The organism is Kitasatospora sp. NPDC098663 (genome assembly GCF_044760075.1).
Classification (GTDB): Bacteria; Actinomycetota; Actinomycetes; order Streptomycetales; family Streptomycetaceae; genus Kitasatospora.
Genome location: NZ_JBIWAP010000007.1, coordinates 44,568 through 68,317, shown reverse-complemented (window position 1 = coordinate 68,317; position 23,750 = coordinate 44,568). Strand labels below are relative to the sequence as shown.

Here is a 23,750-nt window from a genome sequence, read left to right as displayed (position 1 = left end):
ACCCGGTGGTCGGACCGGCCTGGCCCGGTGGCTCCGGCCGCCGGGAAGGCCGGAAGGCCGGCCACCCGGGTGGGGTGACCGGCCGTCGCGGGAGGACCCGGGCCGTCAGGCGGCCTGCTGCCAGCTGACCGGCGAGTAGTAGGCCGGGCGGCGCTCCAGGCGCTGCCAGTTGGCGATCGGCTCGACCTGCGCGGTCGCGGCGGCCTGCTGCGCGACGGCCGCCCGGGCCATCAGCACGGCGGTGAGGGCGGCCAGCTCCTCGTCGGAGAGCGAGCCGCGGACGATACGGACGAGGGGTTCGGCGGAAGCAGTCATGGTCTGGTTTTCTCCCCCGGTGGCTTGTGGTGTGTGGTGGTCGCTCGGAACTGCGTGCTGCGGGCCGCGCGTGGGCGCGGGCGTCACATCGGCGGGTTGCCGTGCTTGCGGCTGGGCAGGTCGGCGTGCTTGGTGCGGAGCATGGCCAGGGCGGAGGCGATCACCTGGCGGGTCTCGGCGGGGTCGATGACGTCGTCGACGAGGCCGCGTTCGGCCGCGTAGTACGGGTGCATCAGTTCGTTCTTGTATTCCTTGATCTTCTGGGCGCGCATGGCGTCGGGGTCTTCGGCGGCGTTGATGTCGCGGCGGAAGATGACGTTGGCGGCGCCTTCGGCGCCCATGACGGCGATCTCGTTGGTGGGCCAGGCGTAGGAGAGGTCGGCGCCGATGGAGCGGGAGTCCATGACGATGTAGGCGCCGCCGTAGGCCTTGCGCAGGATGAGCTGGATGCGGGGCACGGTGGCGTTGCAGTAGGCGTAGAGGAGCTTGGCGCCGTGGCGGATGATGCCGTCGTGCTCCTGGTCGACGCCGGGCAGGAAGCCGGGGACGTCGAGCATGGTGACGAGGGGGATGTTGAAGGCGTCGCACATCTGGACGAAGCGGGCGGCCTTCTCGCTGGCGTTGATGTCGAGGACGCCGGCGAGGGACTGGGGCTGGTTGGCGATGATGCCGGTGACGTGGCCGTCGATGCGGGCCAGGACGCACAGGACGTTGGTGGCCCAGCGTTCGTGGACTTCGAGGTATTCGCCGTGGTCGACGATCTCCTCGATGACCTTGCGCATGTCGTAGGGGCGGTTGCCGTCGGCGGGGACGAGGTCGAGGAGGGTGTCGTTGCGGCGCTCGACGGGGTCGTCGTTGACGGCGGGGGGCGGCATCTCGCGGTTGTTCTGGGGGAGCAGGGAGAGGAGGTAGCGGACTTCCTCGATGCAGGACTGCTCGTCGTCGTAGACGAAGTGGGAGACGCCGGAGACGCCGGCGTGGACGTCGGCGCCGCCGAGGCCGTTCTGGGTGATCTTCTCGCCGGTGACGGCCTGGACGACGTCGGGTCCGGTGATGAACATCTGGGAGGTCTCGCGGACCATGAAGACGAAGTCGGTCAGCGCGGGGGAGTAGGCGGCGCCGCCGGCGCAGGGGCCGAGCATGACGGAGATCTGCGGGATGACGCCGGAGGCCTTGGTGTTGCGCTGGAAGATGCCGCCGTAGCCGGCGAGGGCGGTGACGCCCTCCTGGATACGGGCGCCGGCGCCGTCGTTGAGGGAGACCAGGGGTGCTCCGGCCGCGATGGCCATGTCCATGATCTTGTGGATCTTCTGCGCGTGGGCCTCGCCCAGCGCGCCGCCGAAGATCCGGAAGTCGTGCGCGTAGGTGAAGACGGTCCGCCCGTGCACGGTGCCCCAGCCGACGATCACGCCGTCGGTGTGCGGCTTCTTCGCCTCCAGGCCGAAGCCCTGGGCGCGGTGCCGGCGCAGCGGCTCGACCTCGCGGAAGGAGCCCTCGTCCAGCAGCAGGTCGATGCGCTCGCGGGCGGTCAGCTTGCCCTTCGCGTGCTGGGCCTCGGTGGCCTTCTCGCTGGGGCCGCGCCGCACCTTCTCGCGCAGTTCGTGCAGCTCGGCGACCCGCCCGCGGGCGTCGGCCGCGACCTCGGGGACCTCGCCGTCGACTGGCGCCTCATGCACAACCGTCATCTCGAACCACTCCAAGGGTGAGGGAACTGTCCGACAGCCAACGTCTGCTGTGCCCCCGGCTGCGAATCACTTTCTTCACTTATGACTGTACGAGGGGCCGTGCGTTGGTTTCGGCGTCGATTCCGTACAAGGTCAGGTCCGTTTAGATGTCAGGCCTGCACAGAAGCGGTGGTGTCGAAGCCGGAGCACTGGGTGTCCGTTCGCATACCGGGGGCTGTCGGTCAGGTGATGGTCCGATGATCTGAACATGAAGAAAAGTGCAGGTCAGGGCCGTCGTTCAGTAATGTAGGGCGGCTCTCTTGCGCTTTGCTCAAGCCCCGCTCAAGTCCGGTCGGGCACCGGTGCGGATCCGTGCTAGAGGGCGCCGAGTCGTAGGGAAGCGCCAAAAACACCGCAGCCCACCCGGTGCCGTCCGGGTGGGCTGTCCGGGGGATCCCCCCAGTGGCTCCGATCAGCTCTTTCGGCCGTCCTCGGGCTCGTCCTCGCCCCGCAGCTCCTGCTCGCGGCGGCGCAGATCGGCCTCCCACTGCTTCAGCATGTCCTCGTGATCCTTGTCGCTCTTCTTCAACGAGGCGAGGAATTCGGGGTCGTCGTCCGGTGCGAGCGGGCGGCCGTCGCGCCGGACCGGCTGCCCCGGACGGCCGTCGGCGTCGTCGGGAGCACCGGTCCGCAGGAGGCCGCGCTGCTTGCCGGCCACCAGCCAGGCGATCGGGCCCACCGGCGGGAACAGCAGCACGATGAGCACCCACACCGGCTTGGGCAGGTGCTTCACCTGGTCCTCGGGCGTGGTCAGGCAGTCGATGAACGCCCACACCCAGAGCGCGAGCGGAAGGACGATGGTCAGAAGAATTCTCAGCACGGCGGCGATCTCCCTGCGGGGCGGTCGGGGCGGGTGCCTTCCCGGGGCCCTTGACGGAGCCAGGCTATCCGGTGGCGGATACTGACAGGCATGGCATACGACGATCTCCGCTCGTTCCTGCGGGCACTCGACCGTGAGGGCGACCTCAAGCGCATCAAGGCAGAGGTGGACCCGCACCTGGAGATCGGGGAGATCGTCGACCGGGTCCAGAAGGCCAAGGGCCCCGCGCTGCTCTTCGAGAACGTCAAGGGCTCGACGATGCCGCTCGCGATGAACGTCTTCGGCACCGAGCGGCGCCTCGCCAAGGCACTCGGCCTCAAGGGCCCGGACGACATCGCGGAGAAGATCGCCGGCCTGCTCAAGCCCGAGCTGCCGCAGGGCTTCACCGGCTTCCGGGACGCCTTCGGCAAGCTCGCCTCGATGGCGCACGTGCCGCCCCGGCACGTGAAGTCCGGTGACGCGCCGGTCCAGGAGGTCGTGCTCACCGGCGACGACGTCAACCTGGACGAGCTGCCCGCCCTGTTCACCTGGCCGATGGACGGCGGCTCCTTCTTCAACCTGGGCCTCACCCACACCAAGGACCCGGACAGCGGCATCCGCAACCTCGGGCTCTACCGGCTCCAGCGGCACGACCGCCGCACCATCGGCATGCACTGGCAGATCCACAAGGACAGCCGCAACCACTACGCGGTGGCCGCGAAGCGCGGCGAGCGGCTGCCGGTCGCGATCGCCTTCGGCTGCCCGCCCGCCGTGACCTACGCGGCCACCGCGCCGCTGCCCGGCGACATCGACGAGTACCTGTTCGCCGGCTTCGTCGCCGGGGAGCGGGTGAAGATGGTCGACTGCAAGACCGTCCCGCTCCAGGTCCCGGCCGACGCCGAGGTGGTGCTGGAGGGCTGGCTGGAGCCCGGCGAGATGCTCCCCGAGGGCCCGTTCGGCGACCACACCGGCTTCTACACCCCGCAGGAGCCGTTCCCGGCGCTGAAGATCGACTGCGTGACGATGCGCCGCCGCCCGATCCTCCAGTCCATCGTGGTCGGCCGCCCGCCGACCGAGGACGGCCCGCTGGGCAAGTTCACCGAGCGGTTCTTCCTGCCGCTGCTGAAGATCATCATCCCGGACATCGTCGACTACGACCTGCCCGAGGCCGGCGGCTTCCACAACTGCGTGATCGTCTCGATCGACAAGAAGTACCCCAAGCACGCCCAGAAGACGATGCACGCCATCTGGGGCGCCCACATGATGTCGCTGACCAAGCTGATCATCGTGGTGGACTCCGACTGCGACGTGCACGACTACCAGGAGGTCGCCTGGCGGGCCTTCGGCAACGTCGACTACAGCCGCGACCTCACCGTCGTCGAGGGCCCGGTCGACCACCTCGACCACGCCTCCTACCAGCAGTTCTGGGGCGGCAAGGCGGGCATCGACGCGACCCGCAAGCTCCCCGAGGAGGGGTACACCCGGGACGGCGGGTGGCCCGAGATGGTCGAGTCGGACCCGGCCACGGCCGCCCTGGTGTCCCGCCGCTGGAAGGAGTACGGACTGTGAGCACGGCCGCTGTCGAGACGCCCGGGCGCACGAAGGCCTTCCTGCGCCTGGTGATGATCGAGCACTCGGTCTTCGCCCTGCCCTTCGCCTACACCGCCGCGCTGACGGCCATGTTCCTCGCCGACAAGCGGGTGCACTGGGGCGAGCTGTTCATCGTCACCGTCTGCATGGTCGGCCTGCGCACCTTCGCCATGGCCGCCAACCGGATCATCGACCGCGAGATCGACGCCCGGAACCCGCGCACGGCCTCGCGCGAACTCGTCACGGGTGCGGTGTCGCTGAAGACGGCGTACGCCGGATCGGCCGTGGCGCTGATCGTCTTCCTCGGCGCGGCGGCGATGCTCAACCCGCTCTGCCTGGCGCTCGCGCCGGTCGCCGTCGTGCCGATGGTGGTCTACCCGTACGGTAAGCGCTTCACCGACTTCCCGCAGGCCATCCTGGGCCTCGCCCAGGCCATGGGCCCGGTCGGCGCCTGGCTCGCGGTGACCGGCACCTGGTCGTGGGACGCCCTCGTGCTGGGCGTCGCGGTCGGCGTGTGGATCGGCGGCTTCGACCTCATCTACGCCTGCCAGGACGTCGAGTCCGACCGGCACGGCAAGGTGCGGTCGGTGCCGGCCCGCTTCGGCATCCCGGCGGCCATCTGGGGCGCGCGGGTGTGCCACGTCGTGACCACGCTCCTGCTGGGATGGTTCGCGCTCCTGACGCACGCCGGCGCGGCGTTCTGGGTCGGCCTGGCCGTCGTCGCGGGGGCGTTCGTCTACGAGCACACCATCGTCAAGCCGAACGACCTGTCGAAGCTCAACCGGGCGTTCTTCCAGACCAACGGGTTCGTGGGCATCTCGCTGTTCGTCTTCGCCCTGCTGGACCTCGTCATCCGAGGGATCGGGGTCTGAGTCCCGCGGAGCCACTTGCGTGGACCCCGTCGCCTTGGGAGACCTGGATCAGGTGAGCGGCGGGGTCAGCTGGCAGACGACGACGAGTTCGAGCCGGGGAACGATGTAGTAACTGATCAGTCCTCCAGCGACGTCGAGGCACTGCATGGGCTCGCCGCTGCCCTCGTACGTGGTGCCATCCAGGTAGAGCGCCTCGGCTGCCCGAACCAGTTCGGCGGCCTTCTGCTCGACTGCCGCGAGGAAACCAGCCGGTGCCCCGCCGGTGACATGCTCCTCGCTGGGCAGGTACTCCCAGCTCCAGCTCACCCGTTCACCGCCGAGAAGGCGGACCGGTACAGCACGGCGACCTCCGTGGCGTGTCGGCGGCACTCCTCAGCGGTTGCCGCGTGGTTGGCCAGGTAGTTCGCCCGGTGGTAGGCCAGTGCCGTGGCCGGAACCCGTTCGATCTCCACCACGGCGGCCCAGTGGGCGACGAACGCGCGGATCGGGTTGACGCTGCCTGCCTCGATGGCGGCCGCCATGGCTCTGGTCTGCCCTTCCACCATCTCCGGAAGTCGGTCGGCAGCCAGCACGGCGAGCGCGGCCTTGATCGCCGCAGGGGTCTTCTCAGGTCGAGGGATGAGTTCGGCTCCATTCGACACCGGCTGGCTCACAGGGCGCTCCTCTCGTCTCGTCCGAGCCTAGCCGGGTCAGCGGAACAGGGCGGCGTGATCCGTGGCCCAGGTGCGGAAGTTGCGGGGCGGGTGGCCGGTGAGGTCCCGGACCGTCGTGGTGGCCGGGTTCGGGGTGGTGATGCGGGCGTGGATGAAGTCCAGGGCGCCGTCGACGGCGCCCTGGGGCTGGCGGTTGGCGAGCATCCGGTGCCTGGCCGCCTCGCGGGGGATCTCCTGCCACGTCACCGGGCGGCCGGCGGCCTCGCCGATGATGCCCACCTGTTCCGCCTGGGTGGGGCACTCCGGGCCGGTGAGCAGGTAGTGCGCGCCGTCGTGGCCGTCCTCGGTGAGGGCGCGGACGGCGACCGCCGCGATGTCCCGTTCGTCCACCGGGTTCAGTCCGGCCGCGCCGCCGTAGCCGTGTACGGCGCCCCCGGAGCGGATCTCCTCCACCCACTGGAGCGCGGCGGCGAACCCGTGCGCCCGCAGCACCGTGTGCGGTACCCCGCTCCCGGCGAGCAGCGCTTCCACCTCGTCCTCGGCCCGGACGGCCGCCGACGACAGGAACACCACCCGCCCGACGTCCCGGGCCAGCACCCCCACCACGTCCGTCGCCCCGTCCGCCTCCGCGAACGGCCACCCCAGCAGCACCGCGCCCGCCCCCTGGACCGCCGCCTCCAGTGTCGACGGGTCGAGCAGGGCCTGCTGTGTCAGCGTCCTCACCCGCACCCCGGCGGCGGCGAGCTGCAGCCCGACGTGTCGCCCGACCGTTCCGGAGGCGCCGACCACCAGCACAAGTGATGCTTCATCAACTCGCTTCTCTGTCATGCCTCGAACGTAGGCGAGAAGTATGAGACGCCCAATGCGCACGGGTCTCGGGTCCATGCGCCAGCGTCTACCGGGCGCGCGCCAACTCGCTTGCGCTCCCAAGTGCTTCGCGCGCCGATTGATCGTCAATCCGGTTGGCGACAGTCGATCGGGGGCCCGGGGCCCGGCCCCCGCCACCTGACCGGGCGGCCCTTGTGTACGGGAAGTCGGCGGCTCCGACTTCCCGTGCACAAGGGCCGGGGCGGCTACTCCGAACGGTCGGAGATGTAGGCCTCGTACTGGGCGGCCGTGAGCAGTTGCTTCAGCTCGTCGGGTTTGGCCACGGTGAGCTCGACGATCCAGCCGTCACCGTACGGGTCGGTGTTGGCCAGCTCGGCTTCGTCGTTCAGGCCCTCGTTCATCGCGGTGACCGTTCCGGTGAGCGGCATGAAGATGTCGCTCACGGCCTTGACCGACTCCACCGTGCCGAAGGCCTCCTCGGCTTCGAGCTTCCTTCCCACGGTGGGGATGTCGATGAAGACGATGTCACCGAGCTGCTTCTGCGCGAAATCGGTGATGCCCACCTGGGCCTTGTCCTTTCCGGTGGTCCGTACCCACTCGTGGTTCTTGGTGTACTTGAGGTCTTTCGGGACGTCGGTCATGGGGATCTCCGCGAGGTCGAGGTGACTGTGCTGACGGATCGTCAGTCATGTGGAGGAGCCTGCTACAGGCCCCCACCCCTCGACGGGAAGCTCGCCCGCTCGGGTGAAGGCGGGTGTCAGTCGCGCGGGAAGGACTCCAGCGCGGTGGCCGGCGCCACCGGCGTCTCGTACATCGGGTAGTGGAGCTGCCGCCGAGCTGATGCGGTGTTCCAGGTCGGCCGTCGTCCAGTCCCGCACGTACCCGCCGAAGGCCTCGGGTGCGGAGAGCCGGAGCGACTGGTCGACCGTGCGGTCCAGCCCGACCCTGACCGTGCGGCGGGCGGCTACGCCATGGGGCGTCGGGCGAAGGCCGGGGCGTGTTCGGGGCGGGGGCCGAAGGCGATCAGGCGGGAGATGCCCAGCCGGACCACCGGGACGTGGCGGACGAGCGCGGCGAATCCCATCGGCGGGCCGGACCGCCGGCCGGTGAGCGCCGGGACGAACATCACGCCGTGCAGGATCCGCTGCAGCCGCTGGATGACCACCGTCGGCATCTGGCGCCGCCGTTGCACCCGGGCGAGCGCGGCGGTGGTCGGGCGGCCGCGCAGCAGCGGCTCGGCGAGCAGGGTGGCGGCCGCGACGGCGTCCTGGATGGCGAGGTTGATGCCGACCCCGCCGGCCGGGGACATCGCGTGGGCGGCGTCGCCGATCAGCAGCAGCCCGTCGGTGTACCAGCGGTCCAGCCGGTTGAGCCGGGCGTCGAGCATGTGGACGTCGTCCATGCCCGCCAACTGGTCGACGCGGTCGGCGTATTGGGGCAGCAGCCGGGCGATCCGCTCGCGGAAGCGCTCCACGCCCTCGGCGCGCAGCTGCGGGTCGGAGCCCTTGGGCTTGAAGTAGGCGATCTGGAAGTAGCCGTCGCGGGCGATGCTGAGGGCCACCTCGCCGTCGCCGAAGCCGGCGACGAGGCTGGGCGGCACGGCCTGCTCCTCCGCGTGCCGGGGCAGGCGGAACCACCAGACGTCGAAGGGCACCGGGTACTCCTCGGCCACCAGCCCGGCCGCCTTGCGCAGGGTGGAGTGCCGGCCGTCGGTGCCGACGGTGAGGTCGGCGCGGAGCTCGCCCTGCTCACCGTCCCGGGTGCGGTAGCGCACGCCGGCCACCCGGCCGCCCTCCTGGATCAGTCCGGTGGCCTCGGTGTTCATCCGCAGGGTGAAGGTGGGCTCCTGCCGGGCTTCCTCGACCAGGAAGTTGAGCAGGTCCCACTGCGGCATCATCGCGATGTAGTTGTACGGCGCGGGCAGCCGGTCGTAGGCGCTCAGCGGGACTTGGCCGACGCCGGGCACCGGCACCACCAGGTTGCCGAGCCGGCTCTGCGGCAGCGCGGCGAACTTCCGGCCGAGGCCGAGTTCGTCCATCAGTCGCACGGTGGAGGCGTGGACGGTGTCGCCGCGGAAGTCCCGCAGGAAGTCCCCGTGCTTCTCCAGCACGGTCACCTCGACACCCGCCCGGGCCAGCAGCAGGCCCAACATCATTCCGGCCGGTCCGCCCCCGGAGATCACGACGCTCATGGCTCTCTCCCTTGCTGTGCTCGGTTGATCACCTTCCGTGTGGAACTTACATTGATAGAGTCTCTGGAACCGTCTCAGGTGTCAAGTAGTATGCTGCTTCACATGAAGGATCTGGTGGCGGCCGCCCTCGCGGCGGCGAAGGACCGGGGCCAGGACGTCGCGGACGTCCCGCTGACGGCGATCGCCGCGACGGCCGGAATCTCCCGCAGTACCCTGCTGCGCAGGCTCGGCGGCTGCCGGGCACCGCTGGACGAGGCGGTCCGGCAGGCGGGCGTCGACCCGGGCGGACGGCCGCCGGTACGGGAGCGCGCGATCGCGGCGGCGGCCGGGCTGGTGGCCGAACGCGGCCTGGGCGGGGTCACCCTGGACGCCGTGGCGGACCGCGCCGAGTGCTCGCTGCCCAGCCTGCACACCGTCTTCGAGGGCCGGGACGGCCTGCTCACCGCCGTCTTCCTCCAGTACGGCCCGCTGCCGGACCTGGAAGCGCTCGCCGCGAACCCGCCGGAGTGCCTGGAGGGCACCGTCCGGGCACTTCACCGCGCCTTCGCCGCGGCCTTCGACCGCCGGCCCCGGGTCATGCCGGCGGTCTTCGCCGACCTGTTCGCCCGGCCGGACGGCCCCGCCTCCCGGATGATGGCGGCCCACCTGCCGCGACTGTTCGACGGCCTCGGCCGGCTGCTGCTGCCGCACGTCGAGGCCGGACGGCTGCGGCCGCTGCCGCTCCCGGTGCTGGGCCAGCTGCTGTTCGGCCCGCTGATCAACCACATCCTGCTGCGGCCGGTCCACGAACCGGTGCTCGGCGCCGGACTGCCCTCGCTGGAGGAGTCCATCGACCTCTTCGCCGAGGCCTACCTGCGGGCGGTCGCCCTGCCGTAGCGGCGCCGGGAGACTGCCTGATCCGTTCCCCGGACAGGGCCTGGGACGTGTCTCCCGGAAAGCGCCGAGCCCCGGCTCGCCGGGCGGAGCCGGGGAGCCGGGGCTCGGACGGGGGTGGTCAGGCGCTGCGGCGGCGGCGCGCGACGAAGAGCGCGCCGATGCCGCTGACGAGCAGGGCGGCGGCGCCCGCCGCGGTCTTGATGACGCCGTCCGACCCGGTGTGGGCGAGCTGGCCGCCCGCCAGCTGGGCGGCGGTGCCGGTGGTGCCGGTGGTGCCGGCGGTGTCGGTCTCGTCGGCGGTGCCGGTGGTGTAGGTGGTCCGGATGACGGGGCCGGTGTCGACGCCGGAGGTGTCGGCGGTCGCGGCGGTGAGCTGGATCGCGCTGCCCTGCGGGCCCGCGCTGGAGACGTGGGCGGTGCCCTCGTTGATGAGGGCGGACGGGATGACGAAGGTCTGGCCGACCTTGGCCTCGGCGGTGTAGGCGAGGCGGACGTGCTTGGTGATGGTCGCGCCTGCCGCGAGGCCGTCGCCGCTGAGGAGGTAGCGGACGTAGCCGCCGGACTGGGGCCCCGGGGTGCCGGGCACGGTCTCCCAGGCGCCATCGGCCTTCTGCAGCTCCAGGACGCTGTGCGGGTCGATCCACAGGATGGTGGCGAGCTTGCCGAACCGGGAGGTGCTGGGGTTGTCGACGGTGACGTCGAACTCGACCGGGGCGCCGCCGACGACGGCGGTGGTCGGCGCGTTCTTGAGCTGGACGGCCAGCGACTTCACCGCGACGTCCTTGGCGGCCTCGGCGAGCACGGTGTCCTCGGCCGCCGGGTCGACGACGGCGGAGTAGAGCTTGGCCGGCTCGTTGTAGCCGCTCGTGTCGTTGTTGCCCACGGCGGCGAGCCGCAGCTGGACGGTCTTGGTGGCGCCGGCGGGGACGGTCAGGCCGGTCACCTTGCCACTGAAGTCGAAGGTCCTGTAGCTCTGCTTGAAGGTTAGCTCGACCGGCTTCCAGATGCCGTCGGCGTCGCGGTAGTCGATGGCGAACGCGTCGCGCACCCGGGCGTGCCCGTTGCTCACGTTGAGCTTCAGGGTGAACGGCGCCTCGGCGGTGCCCGGGTTGGTGACGGTCTCGGAGAACTCGACGGGCTCGCCGCCGTACCCGATCGGGGACGGCTCCTGGATGGTCAGGGCCGGCTTGGCGGTGGCCGGGGCCGCGGTGAGGTTGATCTCGACGTACTGGGGGCCGACGATCGCGGGCGCGTACCGGCTGCCCAGGTCGAGCACCGCCCACGGGTGGATGTAGTTCCTGCCGATCGGGGCGTCGGCGGTGTAGGCGAGGCGGATGTGCTTGGTGAAGGTCTCGTTGGGCGCCATGTTCTGGTCGCCCGAGAGGTGGTAGGTGACCCGGTCGGCGAGCGAGTCGGTGCCGGGGGTGCCGGTGAGGTTCTCCCAGCTGCCGTCGGCCCTCTGCACCTGGAGCGTGCTGTGCTGGTCCGCTTCCACGACCTTGTCGACGTTGGTGTAGCGGGAGGCGCTGGAGTTGTTGATGGTGACGTCGAACTCGACCGGGGCGCCGCCGACGACGGCGGTGGTCGGAGCGTTCTTGATCTGCAGGCTGATGGCCTTGGCCGCGACCTGGTCGGTGCTCTCGGCGAGGACGGTGGCTCCGGCGGCGTCCAGGACGGCGGAGCTGAGCGTGACGGTCGAGTCCTGGTTGGGCCAGTAGGCGGCGATCTCGGTGGTGAGGCGCAGCTGGACGGTCCTGGTGGCACCGGCGGCGACGGTCAGGCCGGGGACCTTGTCGGCGACGGGCTTCCAGGTGCCGTCCGCGTCGCGGTAGTCGACCTTGATGGCGTTGGTCGAGATGGGGCCCGCGCCGCTCGTGCCGATCCTCAGCGTGAACGAGGCCTCGGTGGTGCCGGGGTTCGTGATGGTCTCGGTGAACTCGACCGGTTGTCCGCCGCGGCCGACCGTCGCCGGCGCGTTGACCTTCAGCGACGGCTTGTCGGCCGTGGCCTCGGCGGCCTTCGCGGTGCCCTCTGCCGGGGCGGTGGCGGCGGCCGGGGCCTGGGCGGCGTACGCGGCCGGGGAGGACAGCACCGCGCCGGTGGCGAGCAGCACGCCGAGGGTGGCGGCGGTGAGGACGGTGGAGCGGGAACGACGGGCGCGGACAGCAGGCATGGAAATACCCCCCAGGGTGTTCTACCGTCGGCATTTCAGCCGCCGGCCGGTACAGGTGGTTGATGTCGGACCCGAAGTTCGAGGGCGTCGCCCCCGGCGCCTCTCGCAGTCCGGGTTCGGCGGGCTTCCCCGCCTCTCACTGACATAGACGTGCGGCGGCCGCCGGGGTTGCAGCTGATCCAAAAGTTTTTTCGAAAATCTCCGAGACCGCCCTGACCTGCGGTTTCTTCTCCCCAGCTCCCGCCGGGCTCAGTGCAGCGCGAGCTCGTCGCCCACGCTCAGTCGCCCCGGGGCGGCGACCTCGGCGAGGGCGTCGAGCCGGCCGTCGTGGGCGTGCACGATCGCCTTGAGGATCTCGGGGGCGTGCGGCAGCCCCGGCTGCGGGGCGCCGGTCATCGCGCAGCGCTCGCTGGAGCGCACGAAGGCGAGGCGGACGCCGGTGCCGCCGTGGCCCTCCCGGCCGAACCAGCGGTCCTCGACGAAGGGCGGGGTGCCCGGGGGCGTCCGCAGCAGGATGTTGGGACGGAACCGGCGCTCGTCGACCACCGTGAAGGGGGCGGCCTCGCGGACCCAGTCCAGGGTGGCGGTGGTGAGCACGCTGACCGGCAGCTGGTCGAAGTGGGAGACGGCGTCCTCGCGGGCGAGTTCGACGTCCTCGCGCTGGAGGTAGGCGCGCAGGAACGCAGCCGGGGCGGCGACCGGGCGGCCGAGCGGGTCGAACAGTTCGGGGCCGTCGATCCGGTGGCCGAGGCGGGCGGAGAGGCGGAGCAGGCCGTCCATCCGGCGGAAGCGGCGGGTGTTCTTGCCCGAGCCGAGCTTGCCGTCCGCGTCGCGGACGGCGTAGAGGCGGTCGCCGGCCAGGCCGCGCTCGTCCACCTCGACGGAGTCGAGCCGCTCGCCGCCGGTGGACTTCACGGGGTAGCGCCAGAGTCGCTCGATCACTCCGATGATCTCTGCCATGGGCGGACAGCGTAGCGGCGGCGCCGGGGGATGGTCTAGACCAAGTCCCGTGCCGCGACTGGCCGGAACGTCCCGGGGCGTGTCTTCGAACGCCCGCCTGCACGCCGACGACACGCCTCAGCCCAGCCGAGCCACCGCCCTGACCGGCGCACCGTCCGCCGCCGCCAGCCGCAGCGGGAACAGCGACACCTCGACCGGCAGTCCGGCCGCCTGGGCGTCCAGCAGCGCCCGCAGATCGGTCAGGTTCTCCGCGATCACCCCGCCGCCGGGCGCCCCCAGCAGCACCCGGTGCGCGGCGAGGGTCGGCTCGTCGGCGCCGGGCCGGTCGTGCTCGTCGGTGAGGTCCGCGAGCAGCGCGGCGACCGCCGGGTCTCCCGGGCCCGGGTCGGGGGTGGGGTCGACGCTCAGCGCGTCCACCCCGACGGTCCGCACCCCGGCGGCGACGATCGCCTCGGCTGCGGCCGCGGTCAGGCTGGGGTGCGCGAGGTAGGCGTCGGTGCCCCAGTGCCGGGCCCAGCCGGTGGCGAGCAGCAGGACGGACCCCTCGCCGACGCGCTCCAGGGCGGGTGCGAGCAGCTCGGGGGTGACGGCGGCCCGGGGCTCCAGCCCGCGCAGGTCGGCGAGCACCGCGGGGCCGGTGAACCGCTCCAGCGGCAGCCCGTCCAGGGTCGGCCAGGTGACGTCCACGTGGTACGGCGCGTCCACGTGCGTCCCGGACTGCGAGCCGAGGTGCAGGGCCAGCACGTTCACCCCGGCGGTGGCGGTGGTGAGCGCGGGCTCCAACAGGACGGCCGGATCGCCGGGGTAGACCGGCATCGCGGTGGTCACCTGATGGGTGAGGTCGACGAGGGTCGCTGCCATGTCCCCCATCCTTCCAGGGGAGCCCGCGGATGAGGCCCGGCCGGGTGAGTCCGGATAGAAATGGGGACATGGGAACAGTCAAGCGTCAGCCGTGGGTGGTCGGAGTCTCCGGTGCGTCGGGGACGCCGTACGCCGCCTCGGTGATCCGGGCGCTGCTCGCCGCCGGGGAGCCGGTGGACCTGATCGTCAGCCGAGCCGCCCGGCTCACCATCCTCGACGAGACCGGCATCTCCTTCCGGGACGCCCACTGGCGCGCCGACCTGGCCGCCTGGCTGGGCTCCGACGAGGGCCTGGACGGCGTCCGCTACTGGCCCGCCGGGGACTTCGCGGCCGGCCCGTCCAGCGGCTCGTACCCGGCCAAGGGCATGTTGGTGGTGCCCGCGACCACCGGCGCGGTCGCCGGGATCGCGCTCGGTCTGAGCAAGGACCTGCTGCAGCGGGTGGCCAGCGTCACCCTCAAGGAGCGCCGGCCGCTGGTCGTGTGCGTGCGTGAGACGCCACTCAACGGGGTGACGTTGAAGCACCTGGTGGAGCTCGACGCGCAGGGCGCCGTCGTCCTCCCCGCCTCGCCCGGTTTCTACGCCGGCGGATCGACCGTGCGGGAACTCGTCGACTTCGTGGCCGGCCGGGTGCTGGACGCGGTCGGCGTCCCGCATTCCCTGTACCTGCGCTGGGAAGGGGAGTTGGGGGCGGCGGCCCGCCGGGCCGACGAGAACGGCAGCGTGTCGGCTGAGGGGGAGTGAGGAGGCCGTGGGCGGGAGAGTATCTTCTCTGCGATATCCGGGTTGTTCCGCGCATGGCGCCTTGGAATCCGGATAATGATCTGTGGGTCTGGTGAGGTTCGGAAGGACGCGGACGGTATATGGACACGGTGGACAGACAGCTCATCCAGGCGCTCCGGGAGAACGGCCGCGCGTCCTACGCCGAGCTGGGCCGGCTGGTCGGACTCTCCGGGCCGAGCGTCACGGACCGGATCAACCGACTGGAGCAGGCCGGCGTCATCACCGGCTACCGCGCGACGGTCAATCCGGCCTCGCTCGGCTTCGGCGTCACGGCCCTGATCGGCCTTCAGCTGACCGACGCCGCCGATCACGAGGACGTCGCGCACCGGCTCAAGGACCTCAACGAGGTCGAGGACTGCTGGTTCATCGCGGGTGACGACTCCTACATGCTCAAGGTCCGGGTGGCCGACGTGGCGGGCCTGGAGTCGGTGGTCAAGCGGATCTCGGGCACGAAAGGCGTGGCCCGCACCCGCACCACCGTCGTACTCTCCACGAAGTGGGAGAACCGGGTGAGCGAACTCCCTCCCGAAGGAGAGTGACGGATGGCACTGGTCGGTCTGGAGGAGCTGCGCGCCGCTCGGCAGCGGATCGCGGGGGTGGCCGTGCGCACCCCGCTGGTTCCCGCCCCGTGGGCGGACGAGGGGGAGCGCCGGCTCTGGCTGAAGCCCGAGAACCTCCAGCCGACCGGGGCCTTCAAGACCCGCGGCGCGTACAACCGGCTGGCCGCGCTCACCGAGGCCGAGCGGGCCCGCGGCGTGGTCGCCCAGTCGAGCGGCAACCACGCGCAGGCCGTGGCGTACGCGGCGGCGCTGCTCGGCATCAAGGCCGTCATCGTGATGCCGGACACCTCTCCGGCGGTGAAGGTGGAGTCCACCCGGGGGTTCGGCGCCGAGGTGGTCCTGGTGTCGCCGGAGGAGCGGGACACCCTGCCCGCCGAGCTGGCCGAGCGGCACGGCTACGTCTGGGTACCGCCGTACGACGACCCGTTCATCATCGCGGGCCAGGGCACGGTCGGCCTGGAGATCGCCGAGGACGCCCCGGCCGGGCTGGACACCGTCCTGGTGCCGGTCAGCGGCGGCGGCCTGATCTCCGGGACGGCGGCCGCGCTCAAGCTCACCCGCCCGGGCATCCGGGTGATCGGCGTGGAACCGGAGCTGGCCGCCGACGCGCAGGCCAGCTTCCGGGCCGGCCGCCGGCTGGCCTGGCCGGTCGCCGACACCTACCGGACCATCGCGGACGGCCTGCGCACCCCGTCGGTCGGCGAGCTGCCCTTCGAGCACCTGACCGCGTACGTGGACGACATCGTCACCGTCACCGAGGACGAGATCCGCGCCACCGTCGCCCTGCTGGCCCGTCGCGGCCGGCTGGTCGCCGAGCCCTCCGGCGCGGTCGCCCCGGCGGCCTACTTCCACCGCGCCGCCGAGACCGGGGGCCGGACGGTCGCGGCCGTGGTCAGTGGTGGCAACATCGACCCCGCACTGCTCGCTGAGCTGCTGTCGGACCGTCCCGAGCCGAAGGGCGCGCCGGTGCCGAAAGCGACGAGCGACTAGCGACGCAGGAGCGCCGGAGCGAGGAGCGTCGGCACCGGGTCGGAGCGGCCCGGAGGCGAGCGGACGAGTGACGTAGTCTCGGTCCGGCAAGGAATCGAAGTCGGAGGAGGCGGGGCACCGCATGGACGCAGGGCTGAAGCGCGAGCTGGAGGCGAAGGTCTACGCGGGTGAGCGGCTGACCCGCGAGGACGGGATCGCGCTCTACGAGAGCGACGACCTGGCCTGGCTGGGCGGTCTGGCCCACCACGTGCGGACGCGGAAGAACGGCGACGTCGTCCACTTCAACGTCAACCGCCACCTCAACATGACCAACGTGTGCAGCGCGTCCTGCGCGTACTGCTCGTTCCAGCGCAAGCCGGGCGAGAAGGACGCCTACACAATGCGCATCGAGGAGGCCGTCCGGCTCGCCAAGGCGATGGAGGTCGAGTCCCTCACCGAGCTGCACATCGTCAACGGCCTGCACCCGACCCTGCCCTGGCGCTACTACCCGCGCTCGCTGCGGGAGCTGAAGGCGGCCCTGCCGAACGTCTCGCTGAAGGCCTTCACCGCCACCGAGATCCACTGGTTCGAGAAGATCAGCGGCCTGCCCGCCGACGAGATCCTGGACGAGCTGATCGACGCCGGCCTGGAGTCGCTGACCGGCGGCGGCGCGGAGATCTTCGACTGGGAGGTCCGCCAGCACATCGTCGACCACGACACCCACTGGGAGGACTGGTCGCGGATCCACCGCCTCGCCCACAGCAAGGGCCTCAAGACGCCGGCCACCATGCTGTACGGCCACATCGAGGAGCCCCGCCACCGGGTGGACCACGTGCTGCGGCTGCGCGAGCTGCAGGACGAGACCGGCGGCTTCCAGGTCTTCATCCCGCTGCGCTACCAGCACGACTTCCACGACTCCAAGGACGGCGTCGTGCGCAACAAGCTGATGGCCCGCACCGAGATGGCCACCGGCGCCGAGGCGCTGAAGACCTTCGCGGTCTCCCGGCTGCTCTTCGACAACGTCCCGCACGTCAAGGTCTTCTGGGTGATGCACGGCGTCACCACCGCCCAGCTGGCGCTCAGCCACGGCGCGGACGACATGGACGGCTCGGTGGTCGAGTACAAGATCACCCACGACGCGGACAACTTCGGCACCCCGAACAAGCTGGGCCGCGACGACCTGCTCGACCTGATCCGCGACGCCGGCTTCCGCCCGGTCGAGCGCAACACCCGCTACGAGATCATCCGCGAGTACGAGGGCCCGGACCTGGGGCGCCGCGAGGCCCCGCAGGCGATGCGCCTCTGACCGTCGACCTCCCCGCCGCCCGGGCCCCGGCCCGGGCGGCGTCGTTTCTTCACCGCCCCCGCACCTGCCCCGGGTTTACCAACCGGTACACCTTTTGGCAGGATCGGCGGTATGTCCGGTTCTCATCGCGCCACCACGTACCCGTCGTACGAGCCGATAGCGGAGCCGGTGTACGGGGTGCCGCAGCAGCCGTACGGGGCGGGTGAGCCGTACCGGCAGCCCGTCCGGCAGGACCACTACGGCGAGTACGGGCAGCTCCCGCAGGCCCCTGACGGGTACTTCGAGGCGTACGAGCAGCCGTTCCGGCCGTCCCAGCCGTACGCCGCCGGGCCCGACCCGCTCGTCGCCCCCGAGCCGGGGTACGCCCCCGAGCCGGGGTACGCCCCTGAGTCGGTGTACGACGCCGAACCGGTGTACGCGTTCGAGCCGGAGCCCGTCCGGCAGCCCACGCCCCCGCCCGCCGCGGTCCCCGTGGGCGCCAGGACGGCCGCCCGGGGGCACCGCCGGAAGGCGAAGAAGAAGCGCCACGGCAAGGCGGTGATGGCCGGCACCGCGCTGCTGGTCGCGGCCGCCACCGGCTGGTACACCGTCGGCCAGGACGACGCCAAGCCCGTCGCCGCGGCCGCCGACGGCCCCGGCCCGGAGGGCGTCAGCACGCCCGACCAGCCGGCTCCCGCCGCCCGGGCCGCCGCCGACCGGCAGGCCCGGACCCCGGCCGCAGACCGCAGCCAGGCCCGCTCGGACGGCTCGGTCGCCGCGATACCCGGCCTCGGCGCCGACTTCGTCGCGAAGATACCCGCCGAGACCACCCAGGTGGTGCTCGCCTCCGGCCAGGACAAGAACGGCAACAAGAACACCGTCACCCTCTGGACCCGCACCCCCGAGGGCCGCTGGCTGGCCGGTGAGACCTGGCAGGGCCACAACGGCAACAACGGCTGGACCGCCGACCACAACGAGGGCGACCTGCGCAGCCCGATCGGCGTCTTCTCGCTCACCGACGCGGGCGGCCGCAAGGCCGACCCGGGCAGCAAGCTCCCGTACGACAAGGACCCGAGCTTCGTGGTCTCCGGGACGGGCTTCTTCGGCGACCAGCTGGCCGGCTCCTTCGACTACGTGGTCGCGATCGACTACAACCGGGTGCCCGGAAACTCCCCGCTGGACCCGCGCCGCCCGATGGGCGCGAAGAAGGGCGGCGGGATCTGGATCCACGTCGACCACGACGGCCCCACCCACGGCTGCGTCTCGATCCCCGAGGACAAGATGGCCGAGCTGATCCGCACCCTGGATCCGGCGGCCCACCCGGTGATCGTGATGGGAGACGCCACCTCGCTGTCCGCCTGACCCCGGCGTTCCGGCCCCGGCCCCACCCTGGCCCCACCCTGGCCCGCCCCCGGCCCGCCCCCGGCCCGACACGGGCGTTCCGGCGGCGCCCGTACGGCGTTCCGGGCGGTGCCGGGCCCGTCACCGGCGGCGGTGCCCGGCCCCTCGTCCGCCTCGGCGTCGATCCCGGCGCGCCCGGAGGCCAGTCGCCGCAACGCCCCTTGTCGGGCTCCTACAGATCACGGGGGCGGATCCTGTAGCCGGGCGCGCCCCGCTGACCAGTGGGTAACCCGGTTCCATGGCAGTATGAGCGGTTCGCGCATTGTGGCACTCGGCCACTACCAGCCCCCCAAGGTCCTCTCCAACGACGACCTGGAGGCGCTCGTCGACACCAACGACGAGTGGATCCGTAGCCGGGTGGGCGTCAGAACCCGGCACATCGCCGAGGGCGAGACCCTGGTCGACCTCGCCACCGAGGCCGCGCAGAAGGCGCTCGCCAAGAGCGGCCGGACGGCCGACGAGATCGACCTGGTCGTGGTCGCCACCTGCACCGCGGTCGAGCGCAGCCCCAACACCGCCGCCGCCGTGGCCGCCCGGCTCGGCGTCCGGGCGCCCGCCGCGTACGACATCAACACGGTCTGCTCGGGCTTCTCGTACGCCCTGGCCACCGCCGACCACGCGATCCGGGCCGGCGCGGCCCGCCGCGCGCTGGTGATCGGCGCCGAGCGGATGTCCGACACGCTGGACTGGACCGACCGCACCACCTGCGTGATCTTCGGCGACGGCGCCGGCGCCGCGGTGGTCGAGGCCCAGGAGGACGGTGCCGAGCCCGGCATCGGCCCGGTGGTCTGGGGCTCCGAGCCGGAGAAGGGCGACGCCGTGGTGATCACCGGCTGGGACCCGGTGATCAGCCAGCAGGGCCAGTCGGTGTTCCGCTGGGCCACCACCCAGCTCGCCCCGCTGGCCCGCCGGGCCTGCGAGCAGGCCGGGATCGACCCGTCGGAGCTGAAGGGCTTCGTGCCGCACCAGGCCAACCTGCGGATCATCGACTCGATCGCCGCCAAGCTGGGCCTCACCGACGCGGTGGTGGCCCGGGACGTGGTCGACTCCGGCAACACCTCGGCCGCCTCGATCCCGCTGGCCTTCTCCAAGCTGGTCGAACGCGGCGAGCTGTCCCCGGGTGACCCGGTCCTGCTCTTCGGCTTCGGCGGCGGGCTCGCCTACGCCGGCCAGGTGGTCCGCTGCCCCTGACGGCGCGGAGCCGGGCTTCGGCGGGCCCCTGAGGGCCGGAACGCGAACATGCCGATGGGCGGGCACCCTGTGTGAGGGGTGCCCGCCCACCGGCATGTCTGGCGCGCGTGCGGTACGTCGGCGGACCTCCCCCGAGGACACGGCCGCCGTCCGTCGTACCCCGGACAGGAGGCCGGGGCTGCGCGCGGAGCGGATGGTCGGTTGAGCGGACGGTCTACTTGGGCGGCTTCTTGCCGGTGACGCCCAGGTACACCAGGGGAGCGAGGTTGGGCTTGAGGTCCTTGACCTTGACGCCCCAGGAGGTGAAGGCCTTCTGGTGCTCGGCCGCCGAGGCGAGCAGCGAGACCAGGGCCCCGGCGACGGCGTTCGGGTCGAGCGACTTGTCGGCCTGGCCCTTCGCCTGGAGTTCCTTGACGGCCTCCGCGAGCGGCTTGGCGACCGCGTTGAGGACCGTCATGCGGATCTTGAAGAACCGCTTGTCCCCTTCGGCGGCACCGAGCGTGACCACTCGGAGAATGGCGTCGTTCTTGCGCCAGAAGGCGAGGAATCCGTCGACCAGTTCTTCCGAAGTGGTCGGACCGGACTTCCCTGCCCAGGACTTTCCGGCCACCAGCTCTTTGAGGGTGTCGGCGTCCTTGGCCATTTCCTCGGCGATTTCGAGGACAGCGCCCTCGACATCCGGGAAGTACTGGTAGAAGGTCGCGGGGGAGGTACCCGCCATACGGGCGACGTCGATGACCTTGACGTCCCGGTACGGCGACGTGCTGAGCATCTCGCGGAGGCAGTCGAGCAGCTTCTGCCGCGTTTCCTGTCCGCGTCGCCCGGCGACGCGACCGTCGACGGTGCGAACTTGTCCTGTCATGCCGTCAGCTTACCGTGGCACGATCTTGGCGCGATTCGGTGATGCGACTATTACTCCGCACGGGGGGTTGCTATAGGGGCATGAACCACTTCGGACGGATATTCACCGCGCTCCGCGAGCGCTGTTGAAGCCCCCCCGTGTGCTTTTGACCCCACAGCGTGACGGCGAGTCCGCTGAGGGGTGGTCGAGTGACAGAGCGTGACGACGGGCGGCGCCGAAAGATCGACGCCGAAGTGGAGAGTCCGGGCGTCCGGACGCAAACCGCGGCCGGAACGGGCGTCAGAATCCGGCCGTTCCGTCATCACCGGCCGGACGGCGGCGCTCCCGGGGCGGCCATCGGCTCCGGGAGGGGGAGGTTGGAGATGGGCGGGGCGGCATTGGAGAATCGGGTCCGGCACCACGCGGCGGGTGCGGAAAACGGGGAGGTGGCAGCGGAGTGGACCAGCTGACGGCGCACGATCCGAGGCGGATCGGGCCCTTCGAGGTGCTGGGGCGGCTCGGCGCGGGTGGGATGGGGCTGGTCTACCTGGCGCGCTCCGCCTCCGGCCGGCGGGTGGCCATCAAGACCGTCCGGGCGGAACTGGCCGAGGACGAGCTGTTCCGCGTCCGCTTCGCCCGCGAGATCGAGGCGGCCAAGACGGTCGGCGGTTTCTACACCGCGGCCGTGGTGGACGCCGACGCGGACGCCCGGGTGCCCTGGCTGGCCACCGCGTACATCCCGGCCCCCTCGTTGGAGGACCTGGTCGAGGAGTGCGGTCCGCTGCCGGTGGACGCCACCCGCTGGCTGATCGCGGGCATCGCCGAGGCGCTGCAGTCCATCCACGCGGCCGGGCTGATCCACCGGGACCTCAAGCCCTCCAACGTGCTGGTGGTCGAGGACGGCCCGAAGGTGATCGACTTCGGCATCGCCTCCGGCGTCTCCAGCACCCGGCTCACCATGACCAACGTCGCGGTCGGCACCCCCGCCTACATGTCCCCCGAACAGGCCAAGGACAGCCGTAACGTCCGGGGCGCCAGCGACGTCTTCTCGCTCGGCTCGCTGATGGTGTTCTGCGCGACCGGGCACCCGCCCTTCGGCGGCTCCAACCCGGTCGAGACGGTGTTCCAGCTGCTGCGCGAGGAGCCGGACCTGTCCGGGATGCCGCGCGAGCTGATGGACCTGGTCCGCGCCTGCATGCGGCCCTCGCCCGAGCACCGGCCCACCCCGGCGCAGATCCAGGCCGAACTGGCCCCGCACCTGTTCTCCCGGGACGACGCCGCCGGCGAGGTCGGCGACTGGCTCCCGGTGAACGCGCTGGAGCTGATCGAGCGCAAGCGCGGCCGCCGCCCGAGCGCGCCGCCCCGGGCCGTCCAGCTGCCGGGCGGCGCGCCGCCGCCCCCGGCCGGGCCGCCGCAGGCCGGCCCGCTCCAGCCCCACCAGCCGCCGCAGCCCCACCAGCCGGTCCCGGTGCAGCGCCCCGGCCTGGACGACCCGCGCACCCACCCGGGCGGGGGGCACGCGCCGCCACCGTCCGGGCCGGTGCACACGGGGCCGCGGCGGGGCCCGGTGTCCGACGGCGAGATCCCGACCGCGAAGATCGCCTCCCCCAACAAGCACCGCGCGCCGGGCGGCGGCGGGGCCGTCGAGGTGCGGCTGTCCGGCGCCTCGGTGCGGATAGGCCCCGGGCCGCGGGCCGAGCACGAGCAGCCCGGCCCGGGCACCGCCCCGGCCGAGACCGACTGGGTCCGCCGGGTCACCCCGCCGCCGGTGCCGGCCGCCCGCTGGCGCCCCTGGCGGTTCCGGATGTCCAACGACGTCTGGGGCACCCCCGTGGTCGCCGACGGCACGCTCTTCGTCTCCAGCTTCGAGGTGCACGCGCTGGACATCGCCTCCGGCGAGCGGCGCTACAAGACCCGGGACGTCGCCTGGGCGCTCGCGGTGGACGCCGGCCGGGTGCACGCGGCCGACGGCCCGCACCTGTACACCGTGGACGTCGCGGACGGCACCGAGCAATGGCGCACCTCGCTGGACGGCTGGGTCTACTCGCTCTCCGCCGCCGACGGGGTGCTGTGCTGCGGCGTCCGCGGCGGCGGCGTCCAGCTGCGCTTGGCCGCCAACGGCGCCGAGCTGTGGCGGGCCGACGACGCCCAGCAGGACTACGAGAACCCGCAGTCCGGGCCGGTCCTGGTGGCCGGCGCGGCCTACTACTACGGGGCCGGGCGGCTGCGCTGCATCGACCCGCACGGCGCCGGCCTGCGCTGGTCCTTCCCGGTCGGCGAGGACGTGCCCTCGCACCCGGTCGAGCGCGGCGGCGTGCTGTACGTGACGGCCGGCTCCCGGGTGTACGCGCTGGACGCGGCCAGCGGGGCCGAGCGCTGGCGCTTCGAGGCCCCGGTGGTGCTGTTCACCCCGCCCGCGCTGGACGCCGACGCGGTCTACGTGGCCGACTACCTCGGGACGGTGTACGCGCTGGACGCGGCCACCGGCCGGGACCGCTGGCGCGGGGTCACCGGCAACCGCCAGGGCGCCGAGCCGGTGGTGGTCGGGGACGGCATGGTGCTGGTCGGCAGCGGCGGGGTGCTGTACGCCTTCGAGGCGGCGAGCGGCCGGGAGCGCTGGCGCTACACGGCGCGCGGCGAGATCGTCGGCTCCCCGGCGGTGGCCGACGGCCTGGTGCACCTGGGCAGCCGGGACCACTCGCTGCACACCCTGGACCTGGCGAGCGGTCAGCTGCGCTGGGAGCTCGGCACCAAGGGCGAGCTGACCGGCTCGCCGGTCGCGGTCGGCGGCCGGGTCTTCGTCGGCTCCAAGGACCGCTGCGTGTACGCGCTGGACGCCTTCTACGGCACGGCCGTCCCGGCGCGCTGAAGCGGCGCGG

Annotated in this window: 22 protein-coding genes; 10 read left to right on the top strand and 12 right to left on the bottom strand. The window is 72.0% G+C overall.

Going from position 1 to position 23,750, the window contains the following annotated elements:
* Window positions 1-105 precede the first annotated feature (105 nt).
* The 3 genes from ACIQVZ_RS09790 to ACIQVZ_RS09780 all read right to left on the bottom strand — a co-directional run bounded on the left by ACIQVZ_RS09790 (window position 106) and on the right by ACIQVZ_RS09780 (window position 2,859).
* On the bottom strand, window positions 106-315 hold the full coding sequence (locus ACIQVZ_RS09790) for an acyl-CoA carboxylase subunit epsilon (RefSeq protein WP_063348879.1): 210 nt from the start codon (window positions 313-315) through the stop codon (window positions 106-108).
* A gap of 83 nt (window positions 316-398) precedes the next feature.
* Window positions 399-2,000: an acyl-CoA carboxylase subunit beta gene (locus ACIQVZ_RS09785; protein WP_063348880.1), complete on the bottom strand. Its 1,602-nt coding sequence runs from the start codon at window positions 1,998-2,000 to the stop codon at window positions 399-401.
* Between the two features lie 451 nt (window positions 2,001-2,451).
* Window positions 2,452-2,859 carry a PLD nuclease N-terminal domain-containing protein gene (locus ACIQVZ_RS09780; protein ID WP_350878466.1) on the bottom strand — a complete coding sequence of 136 codons (408 nt, stop codon included), beginning with the start codon at window positions 2,857-2,859 and terminating at the stop codon, window positions 2,452-2,454.
* Window positions 2,860-2,949: 90 nt separating this feature from the next.
* Between ACIQVZ_RS09780 and ACIQVZ_RS09775 the strand changes: the two genes are divergently transcribed.
* Both ACIQVZ_RS09775 and mqnP read left to right on the top strand, forming a co-directional pair.
* Window positions 2,950-4,407 carry a menaquinone biosynthesis decarboxylase gene (locus ACIQVZ_RS09775; RefSeq protein WP_371518335.1) on the top strand — a complete coding sequence of 486 codons (1,458 nt, stop codon included), beginning with the start codon at window positions 2,950-2,952 and terminating at the stop codon, window positions 4,405-4,407.
* Window positions 4,404-5,300, top strand: coding sequence for a menaquinone biosynthesis prenyltransferase MqnP (gene mqnP, locus ACIQVZ_RS09770; protein ID WP_402448530.1), 897 nt, complete (start codon window positions 4,404-4,406; stop codon window positions 5,298-5,300). The genes ACIQVZ_RS09775 and mqnP overlap by 4 nt, the downstream gene beginning before the upstream one ends.
* Window positions 5,301-5,348: 48 nt before the next feature.
* On the opposite strand, the gene ACIQVZ_RS09765 is transcribed toward mqnP, so the two are convergent.
* The 5 genes from ACIQVZ_RS09765 to ACIQVZ_RS09745 all read right to left on the bottom strand — a co-directional run bounded on the left by ACIQVZ_RS09765 (window position 5,349) and on the right by ACIQVZ_RS09745 (window position 8,972).
* Window positions 5,349-5,606: a hypothetical protein gene (locus ACIQVZ_RS09765; RefSeq protein ID WP_402448527.1), complete on the bottom strand. Its 258-nt coding sequence runs from the start codon at window positions 5,604-5,606 to the stop codon at window positions 5,349-5,351.
* Window positions 5,603-5,953: a hypothetical protein gene (locus tag ACIQVZ_RS09760; protein ID WP_402448524.1), complete on the bottom strand. Its 351-nt coding sequence runs from the start codon at window positions 5,951-5,953 to the stop codon at window positions 5,603-5,605. Before ACIQVZ_RS09760 ends, ACIQVZ_RS09765 begins: the two co-directional genes overlap by 4 nt.
* A 36-nt stretch (window positions 5,954-5,989) precedes the next feature.
* Window positions 5,990-6,781 (bottom strand): hypothetical protein, encoded by a 792-nt coding sequence (locus tag ACIQVZ_RS09755; protein ID WP_402448522.1) that lies wholly within the window; start codon window positions 6,779-6,781, stop codon window positions 5,990-5,992.
* 245 nt (window positions 6,782-7,026) lie between these two features.
* Complete coding sequence (gene gcvH, locus ACIQVZ_RS09750) at window positions 7,027-7,422, bottom strand: glycine cleavage system protein GcvH (RefSeq protein ID WP_402448519.1); 396 nt, start codon at window positions 7,420-7,422, stop codon at window positions 7,027-7,029.
* A 323-nt stretch (window positions 7,423-7,745) separates the two neighbouring features.
* A complete protein-coding gene (locus ACIQVZ_RS09745; protein ID WP_402448518.1) occupies window positions 7,746-8,972 on the bottom strand; it encodes an FAD-dependent oxidoreductase in 1,227 nt (408 codons plus the stop codon).
* A gap of 102 nt (window positions 8,973-9,074) precedes the next feature.
* On the opposite strand from ACIQVZ_RS09745, the gene ACIQVZ_RS09740 reads away from it, so the two are divergent.
* Window positions 9,075-9,848 (top strand): TetR/AcrR family transcriptional regulator, encoded by a 774-nt coding sequence (locus tag ACIQVZ_RS09740; protein WP_402448515.1) that lies wholly within the window; start codon window positions 9,075-9,077, stop codon window positions 9,846-9,848.
* Window positions 9,849-9,966: 118 nt separating this feature from the next.
* On the opposite strand, the gene ACIQVZ_RS09735 is transcribed toward ACIQVZ_RS09740, so the two are convergent.
* The 3 genes from ACIQVZ_RS09735 to ACIQVZ_RS09725 all read right to left on the bottom strand — a co-directional run bounded on the left by ACIQVZ_RS09735 (window position 9,967) and on the right by ACIQVZ_RS09725 (window position 13,842).
* Window positions 9,967-12,021 (bottom strand): hypothetical protein, encoded by a 2,055-nt coding sequence (locus ACIQVZ_RS09735; RefSeq protein WP_402448513.1) that lies wholly within the window; start codon window positions 12,019-12,021, stop codon window positions 9,967-9,969.
* Window positions 12,022-12,270: 249 nt separating this feature from the next.
* Window positions 12,271-12,981 (bottom strand): MOSC domain-containing protein, encoded by a 711-nt coding sequence (locus ACIQVZ_RS09730; protein ID WP_402448510.1) that lies wholly within the window; start codon window positions 12,979-12,981, stop codon window positions 12,271-12,273.
* Between the two features lie 117 nt (window positions 12,982-13,098).
* On the bottom strand, window positions 13,099-13,842 hold the full coding sequence (locus ACIQVZ_RS09725) for a cyclase family protein (protein WP_350878477.1): 744 nt from the start codon (window positions 13,840-13,842) through the stop codon (window positions 13,099-13,101).
* Window positions 13,843-13,910: 68 nt separating this feature from the next.
* On the opposite strand from ACIQVZ_RS09725, the gene ACIQVZ_RS09720 reads away from it, so the two are divergent.
* From ACIQVZ_RS09720 to ACIQVZ_RS09695, 6 genes are all read left to right on the top strand, one after another.
* Window positions 13,911-14,585, top strand: coding sequence for a UbiX family flavin prenyltransferase (locus ACIQVZ_RS09720; RefSeq protein ID WP_402448508.1), 675 nt, complete (start codon window positions 13,911-13,913; stop codon window positions 14,583-14,585).
* A 119-nt stretch (window positions 14,586-14,704) separates the two neighbouring features.
* A complete protein-coding gene (locus ACIQVZ_RS09715) occupies window positions 14,705-15,163 on the top strand; it encodes an Lrp/AsnC family transcriptional regulator (protein ID WP_063348891.1) in 459 nt (152 codons plus the stop codon).
* 3 nt (window positions 15,164-15,166) lie between these two features.
* Window positions 15,167-16,174, top strand: a complete 1,008-nt coding sequence (locus ACIQVZ_RS09710; RefSeq protein ID WP_402448504.1) for a threonine/serine dehydratase — start codon at window positions 15,167-15,169, stop codon at window positions 16,172-16,174.
* Between the two features lie 121 nt (window positions 16,175-16,295).
* The gene (gene mqnE, locus ACIQVZ_RS09705; RefSeq protein WP_402448503.1) at window positions 16,296-17,459 is read left to right on the top strand and encodes an aminofutalosine synthase MqnE; all 1,164 of its coding nucleotides are present in this window, start codon (window positions 16,296-16,298) and stop codon (window positions 17,457-17,459) included.
* A gap of 111 nt (window positions 17,460-17,570) precedes the next feature.
* Window positions 17,571-18,800 (top strand): L,D-transpeptidase family protein, encoded by a 1,230-nt coding sequence (locus ACIQVZ_RS09700; protein ID WP_402448501.1) that lies wholly within the window; start codon window positions 17,571-17,573, stop codon window positions 18,798-18,800.
* 285 nt (window positions 18,801-19,085) lie between these two features.
* On the top strand, window positions 19,086-20,030 hold the full coding sequence (locus ACIQVZ_RS09695; protein WP_350878485.1) for a beta-ketoacyl-ACP synthase III: 945 nt from the start codon (window positions 19,086-19,088) through the stop codon (window positions 20,028-20,030).
* Between the two features lie 214 nt (window positions 20,031-20,244).
* Here the strand turns inward: ACIQVZ_RS09695 and ACIQVZ_RS09690 are convergent, their stop codons facing one another.
* Window positions 20,245-20,892: a TetR family transcriptional regulator gene (locus ACIQVZ_RS09690; protein ID WP_030055725.1), complete on the bottom strand. Its 648-nt coding sequence runs from the start codon at window positions 20,890-20,892 to the stop codon at window positions 20,245-20,247.
* A gap of 436 nt (window positions 20,893-21,328) precedes the next feature.
* Here ACIQVZ_RS09690 and ACIQVZ_RS09685 point away from each other — a divergent pair, with 436 nt between their 5' ends.
* A complete protein-coding gene (locus ACIQVZ_RS09685; RefSeq protein ID WP_402448498.1) occupies window positions 21,329-23,740 on the top strand; it encodes a PQQ-binding-like beta-propeller repeat protein in 2,412 nt (803 codons plus the stop codon).
* The last annotated feature ends 10 nt before the right edge of the window (window positions 23,741-23,750 follow it).